The 13,325-nt window shown below is 67.2% G+C and carries 13 protein-coding genes and 1 pseudogene; 4 read left to right on the top strand and 10 right to left on the bottom strand.

Features of this window, described 5'->3' with window-relative positions; genetic code table 11:
* Positions 1-3 precede the first annotated feature (3 nt).
* The 6 genes from ACQY39_RS21250 to ACQY39_RS21225 all read right to left on the bottom strand — a co-directional run bounded on the left by ACQY39_RS21250 (position 4) and on the right by ACQY39_RS21225 (position 5,858).
* Positions 4-1,173, bottom strand: a complete 1,170-nt coding sequence (locus ACQY39_RS21250; RefSeq protein ID WP_428509630.1) for a DUF4255 domain-containing protein — start codon at positions 1,171-1,173, stop codon at positions 4-6.
* Positions 1,174-1,179: 6 nt separating this feature from the next.
* Positions 1,180-2,037 (bottom strand): hypothetical protein, encoded by an 858-nt coding sequence (locus tag ACQY39_RS21245; protein ID WP_428509628.1) that lies wholly within the window; start codon positions 2,035-2,037, stop codon positions 1,180-1,182.
* Positions 2,034-2,822, bottom strand: a complete 789-nt coding sequence (locus ACQY39_RS21240; RefSeq protein ID WP_428509626.1) for a hypothetical protein — start codon at positions 2,820-2,822, stop codon at positions 2,034-2,036. Before ACQY39_RS21240 ends, ACQY39_RS21245 begins: the two co-directional genes overlap by 4 nt.
* A 75-nt stretch (positions 2,823-2,897) precedes the next feature.
* On the bottom strand, positions 2,898-3,404 hold the full coding sequence (locus ACQY39_RS21235; RefSeq protein ID WP_263562493.1) for a phage tail protein: 507 nt from the start codon (positions 3,402-3,404) through the stop codon (positions 2,898-2,900).
* 86 nt (positions 3,405-3,490) lie between these two features.
* Positions 3,491-5,524, bottom strand: coding sequence for a phage tail sheath family protein (locus tag ACQY39_RS21230; protein WP_428509624.1), 2,034 nt, complete (start codon positions 5,522-5,524; stop codon positions 3,491-3,493).
* Positions 5,525-5,546: 22 nt separating this feature from the next.
* On the bottom strand, positions 5,547-5,858 hold the full coding sequence (locus tag ACQY39_RS21225) for a hypothetical protein (RefSeq protein ID WP_428509622.1): 312 nt from the start codon (positions 5,856-5,858) through the stop codon (positions 5,547-5,549).
* A 378-nt stretch (positions 5,859-6,236) separates the two neighbouring features.
* On the opposite strand from ACQY39_RS21225, the gene ACQY39_RS21220 reads away from it, so the two are divergent.
* Positions 6,237-6,950, top strand: a complete 714-nt coding sequence (locus ACQY39_RS21220) for a class I SAM-dependent methyltransferase (protein WP_428509620.1) — start codon at positions 6,237-6,239, stop codon at positions 6,948-6,950.
* A gap of 39 nt (positions 6,951-6,989) precedes the next feature.
* Positions 6,990-7,677 (top strand): annotated as a pseudogene (locus ACQY39_RS21215) (APH(3') family aminoglycoside O-phosphotransferase).
* Positions 7,678-8,112: 435 nt separating this feature from the next.
* Here ACQY39_RS21215 and ACQY39_RS21210 read toward each other — a convergent pair.
* Positions 8,113-8,886, bottom strand: a complete 774-nt coding sequence (locus ACQY39_RS21210; RefSeq protein ID WP_428509618.1) for a hypothetical protein — start codon at positions 8,884-8,886, stop codon at positions 8,113-8,115.
* Positions 8,886-9,329 carry a nuclear transport factor 2 family protein gene (locus tag ACQY39_RS21205; RefSeq protein WP_428509616.1) on the bottom strand — a complete coding sequence of 148 codons (444 nt, stop codon included), beginning with the start codon at positions 9,327-9,329 and terminating at the stop codon, positions 8,886-8,888. Before ACQY39_RS21205 ends, ACQY39_RS21210 begins: the two co-directional genes overlap by 1 nt.
* A gap of 88 nt (positions 9,330-9,417) precedes the next feature.
* On the opposite strand from ACQY39_RS21205, the gene ACQY39_RS21200 reads away from it, so the two are divergent.
* Positions 9,418-10,332: a LysR substrate-binding domain-containing protein gene (locus ACQY39_RS21200; protein ID WP_428509614.1), complete on the top strand. Its 915-nt coding sequence runs from the start codon at positions 9,418-9,420 to the stop codon at positions 10,330-10,332.
* Positions 10,333-10,365: 33 nt separating this feature from the next.
* Here the strand turns inward: ACQY39_RS21200 and ACQY39_RS21195 are convergent, their stop codons facing one another.
* Positions 10,366-10,512, bottom strand: a complete 147-nt coding sequence (locus ACQY39_RS21195) for a hypothetical protein (RefSeq protein ID WP_428509612.1) — start codon at positions 10,510-10,512, stop codon at positions 10,366-10,368.
* Positions 10,513-10,702: 190 nt separating this feature from the next.
* Complete coding sequence (locus ACQY39_RS21190) at positions 10,703-11,287, bottom strand: hypothetical protein (protein ID WP_428509610.1); 585 nt, start codon at positions 11,285-11,287, stop codon at positions 10,703-10,705.
* 182 nt (positions 11,288-11,469) lie between these two features.
* Here ACQY39_RS21190 and ACQY39_RS21185 point away from each other — a divergent pair, with 182 nt between their 5' ends.
* A complete protein-coding gene (locus tag ACQY39_RS21185) occupies positions 11,470-13,065 on the top strand; it encodes a hypothetical protein (protein ID WP_428509608.1) in 1,596 nt (531 codons plus the stop codon).
* Positions 13,066-13,325: the final 260 nt, after the last annotated feature.

The raw sequence follows: 13,325 nt of genomic DNA, 5'->3' as shown, positions 1-13,325 counted from the left end.
GCATCAGGCCCAGATCAGCTCGGGGGCGTTCACGCTTTGCTGCCCGTTCACCCGCAGCACCACCCGGTAGCTGCCGGCCGGCAGCGGCGCGCTGGCCGGCACGGTGAAGCGCAAGAGGGTCTGGGTGGAGCCGGCGTCGGCTTCCAGCAGGCCGTGGGCCCGCCCCTCGGCATAGAGGCTGGCGAACAAGGAGGCGGCACTGCCGCCCAGTTGGCTGCCGCTGACGGTGAAGCGGCCGTGGCGCGGCACCACGCCGTTGACGGGCGGCAGGGCGACGGTCGGGCCGTCGAGTGCAGCGAGCGGCGCCACCGTGGGCAGCAGTTCGGCCAGCAGGGCATTGCTGGTGATGCGGCGGCCGCTGGGCAGCAGGCGGGCGATGCACAGGCCGTAGCCATTGGCGGCGATGGCGGCGGCGGCCGGCACGGTGAAGCGGGCCTGGCCCTCGGGCCCGGGCAGCAGGGGCAGGGTGTGCGGGCCCAGCAGGGCTTCGCCGTAGCCGGCCAGGCCGGCGCCGTGCACGGTGATTTCCTGGCCGGCCTCGAAGCGCGCCGGCTCCAGGCGCGCCAGCGTCGCGCCCAGGCTGGGCAGCACGCTGATGCCGGCCGGCGCCGGCGGGCCCGAGGGCTGGGGCACGATGGGGCCGATCGTCTTGACCAGGGGCGCGTAGCCGGGGTCGGCGTCCAGCTTCAGCATCACCGGCCGCACCTGCAGCGCGGCGCTGAGCCGGTACTTCTCGTCGCTGCCCTGCATCAGCTTGGACAGCAGCTCGACATCGGCATCGTCGAAGGTGATCTTCAGTGGCTCGGGGTTGCTGGCCAGGGCCAGATTGAGGGCCGGCGGGCGCATGAAGTTGAACGACTGCAGAGCGGCCATGCCCTGGCCCAGCAGGCGGTGGGCAGCGACCGACTCGCTCTCACGGGAGTCGTCAAAGGCGGTCAGCAGATAGTGCAGGTTCAGCCACAGCGGCGGCAGCTGGCCGCGGTCGAGCGGTTCGTTGCGCAGATGCGGGTCCAGCGCCACGCGGTAGAGGAACAGATTGAGCCAACGGCCCTGGCCGGCGGTGGCCGCATCGGGCCGGCCGACGGCGACATTGAGGTTGTTCAGCGCGGCCGACAGCCGGGTGCGCAGCAGCTCGCTGACGGCGCCAATCGCTTCGGTGCTGGGCGATGCCATGGTGGGTCAGCTCCAGCGCAGGTAGTGGCGGCTGGCGCTGAAGCGCAGGCCGGGGGCGGGCGTGTGTGCGGCGCTCTGAACCGCGCCGGCGACGGGCAGCGGCGTGGCCACCTGCGTGACTGCGGGCGAAGGTGCAGGGGCTGGGCTTGAGGGCGGCGCCTGCACATGCAAGCTGATCTGGCCGATATGCAGCTCCAGCCCGGGCCTGGGCGGCTCTGCGCGGGGCGCTTGGGCGGGCTGTGTGGGCGCAGGCTCACCCATGGGCGGCATGCGCGGGCTGACCTTCTGTGCGGACTGTGATCGGGTGCTGTGCTGCGCTTCATCGCGGGCTGCGTCGGGGCTTACATGCGCCGATGTCACCCGGCTCGATGGCGCTTCAATAGAGGCCGTTGTGCCTGGCAAGCTGACGCGCTGCGCCGCCTTGGCCGCGTGCCCCTTACCGCCCAACTCAACGGTGATGGATTCAGCCTCAGCAACTGCATCAGCCGCAGCGCGCGGGGTGCTCACCCAGCGCATCAGCTGCTCCAGGCCAGGCATGGTGGACGGTGCCGTCGCATCCTGAGCGCCTGCGCTGAGTTCGCGGAGCGTGTCTGTGCCTGAGTGGCGCGCTGACGCCTGGATCTGTGCTGCTGCTGGTTCCGCTGCCCCCTTGTCCAGCCTGTCGGCAGCCGCATCCAATATGGCCGGCGCTGCCGAGGCGCTGGCGGGCGCTGCTTCGACCGACACATCCGCAAAGGGGTCGCCCGGTGTTGTGGTGCGCAGGCTCGGCGCGGCCGCTTGTAGCAGGCTGCGCAAATAGGGCAGATCGCCGGCACGGCTTGCAGCGGGCTCGCGATCGCTGCCGTGGCTGTCTGCGTTTTTCATGCCGCCGCCCGCGCCAGCTCTTGGAGATAGAAACGCCGCCGCCAGTCGGGCAGGGCTGCGAGCTCGGCCTCTGACCAGTGGAAGGCGCGGGCCAGCGTGGCGATCTCGGCCAGCCATTCGCGGTGGCGTTGGGCCAGCGCCGCCAGCAGCTGCGCTTCCAGCTGAACCTCCTGCACTTGGACCGCGCCGCACTCGGGGCAGCTCAGCTCCAGGCGCAGCAGGCGCAGCGGATCGTGCCGGGCCAGGGCCTGGTCCAGGGCGCGGATCAGCTCGGCCGCGGGCGGCTCGCTGGGCGCCGGTTGCAGCAGCTCGGTGGCTAGCTGTGCCGGCGTCGGCGCTTGCTCGCTCCAGCGTGCCTGGTCGGCGCCGGTGGGCATGCGGGCCTGCCACTGCTGGCTGCCCAGCTGAAAGCTCAGCAAGCCTGCAGGCGCGGCAGAGGCCTGGCGGCAGGCTGCCAGATCCAGCTCTGCGTGAAAGTCCGCGCCGCAGTCCACCGCTGCTGTGCAACGCAGGGCGAGCCGGCGCCGGCTCAGGCCGCGTGCCAGGCAGAGGCGCAACAAGGCATCCAGGCGCTCCGCCGTGCTCCAGCCGGCCAGCTGGGCGGGCAGCGGGGCGCGGCCCTGGGCGTCGCGCAGGCCCTCGGCCAGCAGCGCATCGACGCTGCTCAGCGGCCGTGCCGGGTCGGGCGCCAGCGCCAGGTCGGCTGGCGCGCTGCACCACGGGCGCGGCTGGGCTGCAAAAGATGCGGCGGCGGCGCTGGCGGCTGAGTCGATGGCGTTCGTCATGGGGCTGGGCGTTTCAGCGTCGAGGCGCTTGGGGTGTCAGGGAATCACGAGACATAACGCCGATTCGCTAGATGCTCAAGCCTCAGACGGCTCGGCCGTGTCGGCGTCTCGCTGCCAGCCTTCGAGCTCGATCTTCATGCTCTCGATGGCCACGGCGTTGGCGTTGGCGTCCAGGTCGGGCAAGGCGGTGAATTCGCTGACCCAGCAGCGGAACAGGAAGTAGCGCAGCGCCACCTGGCCGCGCTCGTTCAAGACTTCCAGGGTCAGGTCTTTTTTGTAGCCCGCCAGATCCATGGTCGGGTCGCCCTCGTAGTTGTGGATCTTGTTGGCCCAGCGTTCGAACTCGAGGTCGTGGGTGATGCCGCGCTCCATGCTCAGGCCCTCGAAGCTGCTGCGCCCGGGGGACTTGTGGTCGTGGCTGTTGTCGCCGCCGCTGCGGTGCTTGACCACCTCGGTCGTGCGCTTGAGCGCGCCGCATTTGGACACGCCCAGCACGGGCTTGCCGTCCCAGAGGACGCGGAACTTGAAGTTCTTGTAGGGGTCGATGCGGTGCGTGTTCACCACGAAGCCGGTGTTGGCCATGACGAGCTCCTGGGGCGGTTTGAGGCGCGGTTGAATGGGGGGCTTGAGGGCGGGATGTCAGAGGCGATCGGTGGAGCCGCTGCGGCTCACAGATCACCCGGCATCTGCTGGATCTTGATGACCACGAACTCGGCCGGCTTCAGCGGCGCGAAGCCCACCGCGATGTTGACGATGCCCTTGTTGCGGTCGTCCTGGGTGGTGGTCTCGGCGTCGCATTTGACGAAGTAGGCGTCCTTGGGGCCGCTGCCCTGGAAGGCGCCCTGGCGGAACAGCGAGTTCAGGTAGGCGCCGATATTGAGGCGGATGCGCGCCCATAGCGGTTCGTCATTGGGCTCGAAGACCACCCATTTGGTGCCGCGGAACAGCGACTCCTCCAGCATCAGCGCCAGGCGCCGCACGGGGATGTACTTCCACTCGGAGCCGGTCTGGTCGGCGCCGTCCAGCGTGCGCGCGCCCCAGTTGACCAGGCCGTAGATGGGGAAGACGCGCAGGCAGTTGATGGCCAGGGGGTTGAGCGTGCCGTTCTCACCGTCGTTGAGACGGTAGTCCAGCGCGTCGACGCCGCGCAGCGTGGCCTCGATGCCGGCCGGCGCCTTCCAGACGCCACGGTCGCTGTCGGTGCGGGCGAACAGGCCGGCCATGGTACCGCTGGGCGCGAAAGAGCGCAGGCGGTAGTCGGCGTTCGGGTCGGCGATGCGCAGGCGCGGGAAGAAGATGGCCGAGTTGCGGCTGCGGAAGTTGCCATGCGCGTCCAGCCAGTCCTTGATCTCACCGACCTCGTTCACGCTCTCGGGGATGTCCACCAGCATGAAGGCACGGCGCGATTCGCAGAAGGCGATGCTGTTCTGTACCACCTGACGCATCTGCACATCGTTCAGTGATGCGGCGCGCGGGATCACCAGCAGGTTAAAAAGGTCGGCCTTGCGCAGCGCGTAGATGCCCTGGTCATTGGCGTCGGCGACGGCGCCGACCAGCTCGGCCGCGCCGGGCGCCAGGCCGTCGGCACCGAGCGTGCCCGTGGCGTAGGCAGCGGTGCTGGCCAGCGCAGAGCCGAGCGGATACGAGGCCACATTGACGGTGGCGGCAGCGGTCAGCAGCAGCACGGTGGCGGCGGTGTCGGCGCCGGCATCGCTGAAAACCAGGGTGTCGTTGAGCTGGCGCGCCGGGTCGCCGCGCCCGGGGGTCACCACCAGGCGGGCATTGCCGACCACGCTGACGGTGGCGCCAGTCAGGGCCGGCGGTGTTGGCGCGGCAGCCGCGCTGACATCGAGCGCGACGCGCAGCGCGCCCTGCAGCCGCGTGGCCAGCTGCTGCAGCGTGCTCACCTCATCGGCGGCCCAGGTCGGCAGCGTGGCTTCGAAGACCAGGCCTGCTGCCAGCTGCACGCGCAGCCGACGCGGCACCAGGGCTGCCGGCGGCGCCGGTGGCGGCTGCACGCAGCGCAGCGAATTGAGCAGCGTGCGCAGCCCGGGCTCGGCCGTCGGCAGGGCGCCGCCCAGGGTGCCCACCGCCAAGGGCATGGGCACCGGCAGTGGGAAGGCCGGCACGGTGGCGCGCACCAGTTTCGAGTCGGCCGCCAGCACCTGCACGATGTCGCGCGAGCTGCTCGGGTCCAGCGTCACGTTCAGATGCTGTTCCTGCAGCAGGGCGGGCGCGTCCTTGGCGGCGGAGGCGTGGCGGGTGATGGTCAGGTTGAAGAAGCGCGTCGGGTCGCTCGTGCGGTGGTCGATCTCGGCGCGCAAGCTGTTGCCCCAGGCGCCTTCGCTGACGGCGCGCAGGGTCAGCACCGGCGCTGTGGCCACATTGGTGACGCTGCGCACGCCCACCGTGGCGGCGCTGAAAGGGCTGGGGCCGCTGGCGGCGTGGCAGCGCACGACCAGGGCGCTGGAGCCGCCGTTGAGGAAGAACTGTGCGATCGCGTAGCTGGCTTCACTGCGGCTGTCGATGCCGCCGAACACCCGCCCGAACTCGGACAGGCCGAAGACCTCGGTGGCCTGGTTGACCGGCCCCTCGGCGAAGAAGTCCACGAAGGCGGTGATGGAGGTGCCGACATTGCTGATCGTGCGCACCCCGCTGGGCACTTCCTGGATGTAGACGCCTGGGTAGCTGACTTGTGCCATGTGACGGCTCCTCGCTGAGGGATCAGGGCAGTTCGCCCGCTGGCGGGCGGGGTGCTGCTGACGACGATGGTGACGACAAAGATGCCGGCAGGCCTTGTGGCTGCACCTGCCGGCGGCGGTAATAGCAGCGCCCATCGGCGCTGGCGAACATGCGGACCAAGCCGCGCGCTTCGTAGCACGCCAGGATGGGCAGCAGCTCGCTCTCAAGCACGTTCAATTCCTGCGGCACCCACCAGCGCGCGATGCCGTCTGCCGTGTCACAGGCATGGCGGTGCGTGCGCAGATAACAGGCCAGGGCCCGCCGGATGGCACGGGTACGTTGCGGGCTTGGCATGCTGCGGGCTTGTGTTCACGCTGTGTGTTTGCAAGCGCCATGCCAGCCTGGGGAATCACGCAAGTGCTTGATTTGATTGGGGTGGGGTGCAGCGGCTGAGGGCGGGCGGGACGAAAGCGTCCGTGGGGGAAAACGCGGTGTTGCGCGGCCTGAGCTGCGCTCCCATGGGGCGATGCCCGGCGCTGGCGGTGGGACAAAAAAGTCCGCCTGTGGGTGTAAGGATGTCCAGGTGGGGGCGGGGCGGCCGTACAAGGTCGTTCGATGCCGGCGTGCCTTCGCCGTTCGAGATTGAACTGGCCTGGGAGTATGTAAGAGGGGCGTTAGCATCAAGCCTCTTTCATCCCATGGCGCTGTGCCTGATCTGTCGACCTCGCAGCCATGCAGAAATTCCAAGGAACCGGGCCTGGCCCCCAGACTGAAGACGGTTGCTCGGTCGAGTTCTACCGCCGCTTGCCCTACCAAGGCGAACTGGACGAGATCTTGCCCTTGCTGCCCGCCGGCGCCAGCGTGTTGGAGCTGGGCTGCGGCACGGGGCGCCTGGCAGCGCATCTGGCGGAGCGGGGCCACCCGGTGGTGGGGGTGGATGACTCTGCGACCATGCTGAGCCACCTGCCGGCGAGCGTCAGCGGGGTGCATGCCTCGATCGAGACGCTGGCGCTGACGCAGCGCTTCGACGTGGTGCTGCTGCCCAGCCATCTGATCAACCACCCGGACGCCGCGCTGCGTGCCTCCTTTGTGGCCTGCGCCGCGCGCCATCTTGCGCCGGGCGGGGTGTTCTATCTCAAGCGGCATGACCCGGCCTGGTTGCGCCAGGTGCAGCCCGGTCCACTCGCTGCTCGACACGGCGTGAGCTATGCGGCCGACGAGGTGGTCCGTGACGGCGACCGCCTGCGCATGACTCTGGTGTACCAAGCCTTTGGAGAGCGATGGACGCACCGCTTCGAGACTGTGTCTTTGGAGGAAGCGCCGATCGAGGATCTCCTGGCCCGGCATGGCTTGGTTGCTGTGGAATGGCTGGAGCCCCATCGGCTTTGGGCTGCGGCGCGCAGCTTGCCGCTGTCCGAAGGGCTGGCCTCTCACCTGGACGGCTGACAGTGGGAACGCAATCACAGTGACCAGACCGAAGCTGCCGTGTACCAGCTGCTGCCGTCGCAGCAGGGCGAGACAGCGATGTACCTCAAGCATGGGCGACGGGGTGAGGCAGCCCAGGCGCTGGCGGACAAGGCGGCGCGCCTGCGCTGGCTGGGTGACGCGCTGCCGTGCCAGCGCCTGCTGCACTTTGAAGGCAGTGCAGGCCAAGCCTGCGTTTTACTCAGCAGCGAGGTGCCCGGCAGCAGCGCGTATGACTGGCTGGAGGTGCAGCCCGAGCGGGCCGTCGCCATCGCGCAGGCTGCACGCGCTGCCCATCAATGCTTGTCCCTTCGATGTCCAGTTGGCTCTGCGCATGGCCGCTGTGCAGCAAGGCCTGGAGTCCGGTTTGGTCGATGCGTCTGACTTTGACGAGGCACGCGCCGGCCTCTCGCCCGAGCAGGTCTGGGCGCAGCTTCAGGCCTTGCTGCCGCTCAGCCCAGACCTGGTGTTCACGCATGGCGACTACTCACTCGACAAGGTCTTGCTGTACGCAGCCGGGCAGGTCACCGGGTTCATCGACCTGGGCCGCCTGGGTGTGGCCGCCCGCTACCAGGATCTGGCCATCTGCTGGAACTGCCTGGCCGAGTTTGGCGAGCTGGCGCAGCGGGCTTTCATGCAGGCTTACGGCATCGCTGAGCCCGACGAGCGCAAGCTGGCGGCGCATCTTTGTTTGGATGAGTTTTTCTAGGTCGGGTGGGATGTGAGTTGCTTGGAAGGGGCTAATGCAGAGGTGCATAGGCCAGCAGGATTTGCGGGTGGAAGTCGCTTGTGGCGCTTCCAGGGGCTGCTTGCCGCCGGCCAAGATGGGCTGAACCAGCGACAGATCCCGACCCAAACCAGAACTCCGGCTGCCGAATTTCATTGCCGCGAAGCAGTCATGGGAGTGCGCAGTCGTAGCCGAGGGATCAACGCAGCCACCCGCTGTCTGGACAGGCCACAGCGGGGTGACATCATCTGTAGCGAGGTGCGGCGGTGGCGGACTTTCGGCTGCTGCCCAGCAGGCTACAGCGGGCGCCGGTCCGGCAGGGTTGATGCGCCCACACCGCCTGACGGCGCTCGTCCGAACCGCCTATGGCGTTTCGTCGCAATGGCGAAGCATGGCTGGCTCACCCCCAGGGCGGCTTCAGCGCGGCGTGATACGAAGGTCGCTGAAGTAGCCGGTGGTACCGTCATCCACCCACAGACCGATGGCACCGCCCCTGCCCCCGTAGCGCAGGTCGGACACCTCCAGCGCGGGCTCCGCCGCGTCGCCGACAAAGGCCCGCAGTGACTTGCCCTTGATTTCAAGGCGCAAGCTCGTCCACGTTGCCGGTGCGACGTCGGCACCGCGCTCGTAGCGTCCAGGTGCCGCGCGGCGTGAGGCGTCGAAATGGAAGTCGGGATGCGCGGTGTACTGGATCGCGCGGTCGATTCGCGGCGCTGGTGGCTTTGGCGAAGCCAAGCGACCGTTGGTCATGCGGAGGTAGACCGCTTCGTAGGTGCTGCGATCTTCAGGGATGTGAAAGGCGATGCCGACAAATCCGCGCGCGTCCTTGTCACCCCGGCCGTTCACGGTCGCAGCGATGGCTGTCTGGATCGTTCCGTCGGTGAAGTCGCCCGGCAGCAAGGCAAACGCGGGCTGATTGCCAACCCCACTGGACGTCACCCGTCGTTGCGTGGCGTCGCTCAATTCGACTTTCACCCCCATGCGACCTTCGAAGGTCGTTGGCGAGGCCACCACGTCATGGAGGATCAGGCCTGTGGTGCTGTCGAGGCGGAACTGGCGCTGCGCACTGCGGGCGGGCAAGGCCGACAGGCCCAGCGCTGCGATACCCAGACGAAGCGCCCCTCGGCGCGTCGCGCGGGCAGGAAGAACACAGTTCGATGTCATGGGATCAGTGGGGAGTTGGGCGTTCATCAGAACATGGTGTTGTTGTTGGCTGACTTTTCCGGGACGGGTTGTCCGACGTCCCAGTGCTCGACGATCAGACCGTTCTCGACACGAAAGATGTCCATGTAGGCATGGCCACGATCCTTGGGATCTGCCGGGTTGTCGATGCAGTGGGCGTGAATCACGACCAGGTCGTTCTCGGCGACCGCACGCTTGCGCACACAGCGCAGGCTCCCCTTCTCGACGAATTTGGCGAAGCCCGTGAGGAAGACCTCGCGCCCATCCTTGCCATTTGGGTTGTGCTGAATGTAGGTCTTGGCAGAGATGTACTTCAGGGCGGCTTCAGTTGGCTTGCGTTGGTCGAACGCCAGGTCATAGAAGTCGACCACGACCTTCTTGTTCGCGGCCGTCTTCTGAGGGTCAGCGTGGACGGTTCCGGCAACAAGAGTCGCCAGGATGGCGGTGATCAAGAACCTCAAGGCGTTCCCCATGTGTTGCAATAGAAATGATCCTAAGTGAATCATTACCGCCAACGAGTGCACTCAACTCATTCCTGAAATGCGCAAAATTGAAGCATCCGGGCTGGATCTCAATCTGCTGGTCGCCTTACAGCAGCTGATCAAGCACCAGCAAGTGGCCGCCGCGGCGTACGCCTGCGGGGTCACACCTTCGGCGATGAGTCGTTCTCTGATGCGGCTTCGAAAGTCCCTGGGCGACCCGCTGCTGACGCCGCTGGGACGATCACTGATCCCGACCAACCGCGTGCTGGCGCTGATGCCGGAGCTGGACGACATTCTGAGTCGCATTGACAAGCTCAGCCGGCCAAGCACCTTCGACCCACGGACCAGCGATCGGGCGTTTCGCATCGCCTGCACCGACTACGAGACAGGGATCTTGATTGCCCCGCTCCTGAAGCAGTTTCGGCAAACCGCGCCGGGTGTTCGGGTGCATCTCTTGAACGGTGGCGACCGAGGCGTCGAGGCGCTGGAAAACCAAGCGGCGGAACTGGGCCTGCTGTCCCCGGATGGCGACTACCCTTGGGCCAAACGAAGGCTGTTGCTGAAGGAGAGTTTCGTGACGTTGGTGCCGAAGTCGGCACTTCCGCTGACGAGACAGGGCTACCTGTCGCTGGCGCATGTGGTGGTGGCCACCGAAGAGCCGATCGTCAACCCGGTCGACGCCCGGCTCGGAAGTGACCGCCGCCACATCGCATGCCGCGCTCGCAGTTTTGCCAGCGCCATTGACCTCGCCTGCGCCGCGCATTGCGCCTTCAATGTCCCCACGCGCTTGATCCGTGACATGAAGTTGCCCAAGCATATGGCCGTGGTCGAACCGGTGATCTCGGTGCCGCACTTCGAGGTGGCCATGTACTGGCACTTGCAGACCGACACGGACCCCGGCATGAGATGGATCCGAAGCTGCATCGCGGCGCTGGCTGCATCGATCCAGACCCAGCCGTTGCCCCTGGAGTGAGCGAGCAGTGGACGCCATTTTTTGGGTACTGCTTCAGTTTGAATCCTGAGAAACGGCGGCGCCCGCCTTGTACGGGCTACGCGTCTTCGCCACCGGACCAGGCACCAGGTTTACGATTTCTTCGATGGTCCAGACGCGATCAGCAATGCCGGCTTCCATCGCCGGCGTGACGCGCCACATCTTGTGAGTGCAGCCGAAGTTGTAGAACCTGGCGTGTGATCGGAGCCCGCGGCGGCCCCCACTTCGACCGCAGACCTTGACTGCATCGCCCTGCGCGGAGGGGTCCCGGGCACGCCAGATTCGGCCGACCAGATCCCTAATATCAGCGCGCAGCATCTGCGTTCTGGGTGAGATGCCAGGAAGCCGTCGTTCACCTACGACCGTTGCTGGCCGGGAGCCGCCTCTCGTACTTGCGGTTTGAGCAGCTGGACCCCGCCACCCATTCCCCCACCCAACGCTTCCACATTCCCCGGCCCGCAAACATCCGTTCCTCACCCGGAAGCCCAAGCCGCAGTTCTCCAGCTAAGTCCCGTCGCAGCCCTGCCACCTGCCTGCGCTCATGCGCCGCCAACATCCTGCGCACATCCTTCAACTCGTCCTGCCGCGCTTGCAGTTCTTCATGCGTCCAGTCCCACCACGCCACCGCCTCGATGGAGCTGCCGCTGCCGATCACAGCGTCATGGCCGGTCTTGACGCTCCGCATGATGATGAAGCCATGGCCCAGCCAGACGTCGTGGCCGATGCTGACGCGCTGCAAGCGGCGCCAGTGGAAGAGCTCGGCGTCGTCCGCGCCGAAGCCTTCTCCGTACATGCTGCCGCGGTAAAGGAAGTGGTGCAGACAGGGGCGCTCTGGCTGCAAGTAATAACGTCGGTCGGTGTCGGTGTCGGTGTCGGCGCTCCGGCTCGAATGAGCGTCAAGAATTGCTGCTGGCCTCGCCCCAAGCGTCTGAGCCAAGCGCCTAAGTCAAGCGAGAAGTCTGTCCTGACAAGGGGAATTCCGGATGAGTCGACCGGTCCAGGTTCGTCAAACTTGCGGTGGGGCCGTTGAGTTTCCTGTCCATGTGCCGGCGGGAGTTGCTGCACGGCGGTGCTAAGACCGGGGGCGAGCCCGGCGCAACTCAGAGGGAGGAAGCAACCATGAACACCCGTGCTTTGAGGATCTGGGGGCGGCCGGCGTTAGGTTTTGGCGGCCGATGGCGTGGCTCTCACCTGCGCTCTGCGCTTGCTGCGTCGGTCGTGCTTGGTGCCGGCGCGCTGGCCTGCCAAGGCGTCCATGCCCAGCAGGCCACGCCCGCTGAAGCCTCGAGCCTACAGCGCAACAATGCGCGGCTGATGCTCGACTACCAAACCGTGCGTGTGCAGGGGGACAGTCCCATTGATCTGGTGGGCTTTCATGTCTACGTGCCGGTGACCGAGGGCGTCTCCGTGGGGGCCGGACTGATGGGGCCGCTGATCGCCGGACAGTACGGGGGCTTCATGGGGGCCAGCGTCGGCATCCAGGGGCGTTTCCGCCTGGGCGGCCCTGTGGTGGCTCTGGCGGCATTGGCGGCCGGGGGTGGCGCCGGTGGACGCAGCCCCGAGCACGCCAAGAAGCTGTCTGGCACGGGCAGCTTTGTGCGCGGACAGCTGGCACTGGGCTATGACGCCGGCGACTTCATGGTCGGCGCTGGCATGTCCAGCATCAAATTCCGTCGCTCGCTCATCGACAGCAGCCAGCTCAATCTCTTCCTGGACATCCCCTTCAGCTACCTCAGCGGCTCGTATGCACAGCGCGGCCAGCCGCTGTCGGGCGCGGACGACCAGCGCGCCGCCCAGGAGATGGGCGAAACCATGCTGAGCGTCTCGCTGGACAACTACCGCCAGCTCCGCGCCCAGGGCAGCTACACCGGCACGGTGCGCACGGGGGAGTTCCAGTTCTCGCATTTCCTGACGCCGGACCTGTTCTGGTTCGCCAATTTCGCCAGCGCCTACGCCGGCCTGCCCACCTACAACCAGCTCCTTGGCGGCGTCGGCTGGCGTTGGCGCTTGGCGCCGTCCTGGCGGCTCTACGCCCAGCTCGGCGTGGGCTCTGGCGGTTACGCGCCGGAGCAGATCGATACCGGCCCGGGCCTGCTGGTCTATCCCAAGCTCTCGGCCGAATTTGCCCTGGGCAAGAACCTGGGCCTGGCGTTTTCGGCGGGTTACCTCAGTGCGCCCAAGGGCAGCTCGCGCAACCCGACCTATGGCCTGACGCTGACCCGGCACCTGCGCTCGGGCCAGGGCGGCGACGCCGCACCGGCCCCGGCCAGTTATGAGGGCATGCGCATCACATTGCTGCACCAGTCGGACACCCAGCTGCGCTTCCGCGATGTCGACCGGCCCGCCCTGCACATGCTGGGCCTGCAGATCGACATGCCCGTGAGCGAGCGCTGGTACCTGCCGCTGCAGGCCTCGGCGGCCTACACGTCCTACCTCGGCTATCCCGGCTACGCCGAGATCTTTGCGGGCCTGGGTGTACAGACCAAGCTGGCGCCCGGGGAACGCGTGCAGGCATTTGGACAACTGATGGCGGGCGCCAACGTGCATGGCAAGGGCGCCAAGTTCAACGCCGGCCTGCGCTACCTGCTGGACGAGCGCCTGGCCGCCAGCCTCAGCGGCGGCCGCATCCAGGCCCGCAGTGCCAGCGGCGGGCGCTACAGCGCCAACAACCTGGTGATCGGGCTGGACTATCGGTTTTCGGTGCCGACCCGCTGAGGCGCCCACGGGAACTCGTAGTTGACTTGTTCAGCCTGCGGTCCAGCGGTCATGGAGGCGTGTGCGGTGTGTGAGCCGCCCTGGCAATCTCGGAGGCCCCTTGGCTTGAGGCGACGCTGAACAATCTGGCGATTTACAAGCTGCCCTGGAGCGATTGGATGGACTCGTCGCCGCGGCTGTTTGCGATCGCTGCATTCCCGCGATCTGGCAGGTTCTGCATCGGAGCTGTGGAAACTTGCCAAATCCGCCGTGCTGAGCGA

It is taken from the genome of Roseateles sp., assembly GCF_965262435.1.
Classification (GTDB): Bacteria; Pseudomonadota; Gammaproteobacteria; order Burkholderiales; family Burkholderiaceae_C; genus Paucibacter_A.
This window is presented reverse-complemented; position numbering and strand designations above follow the sequence as displayed.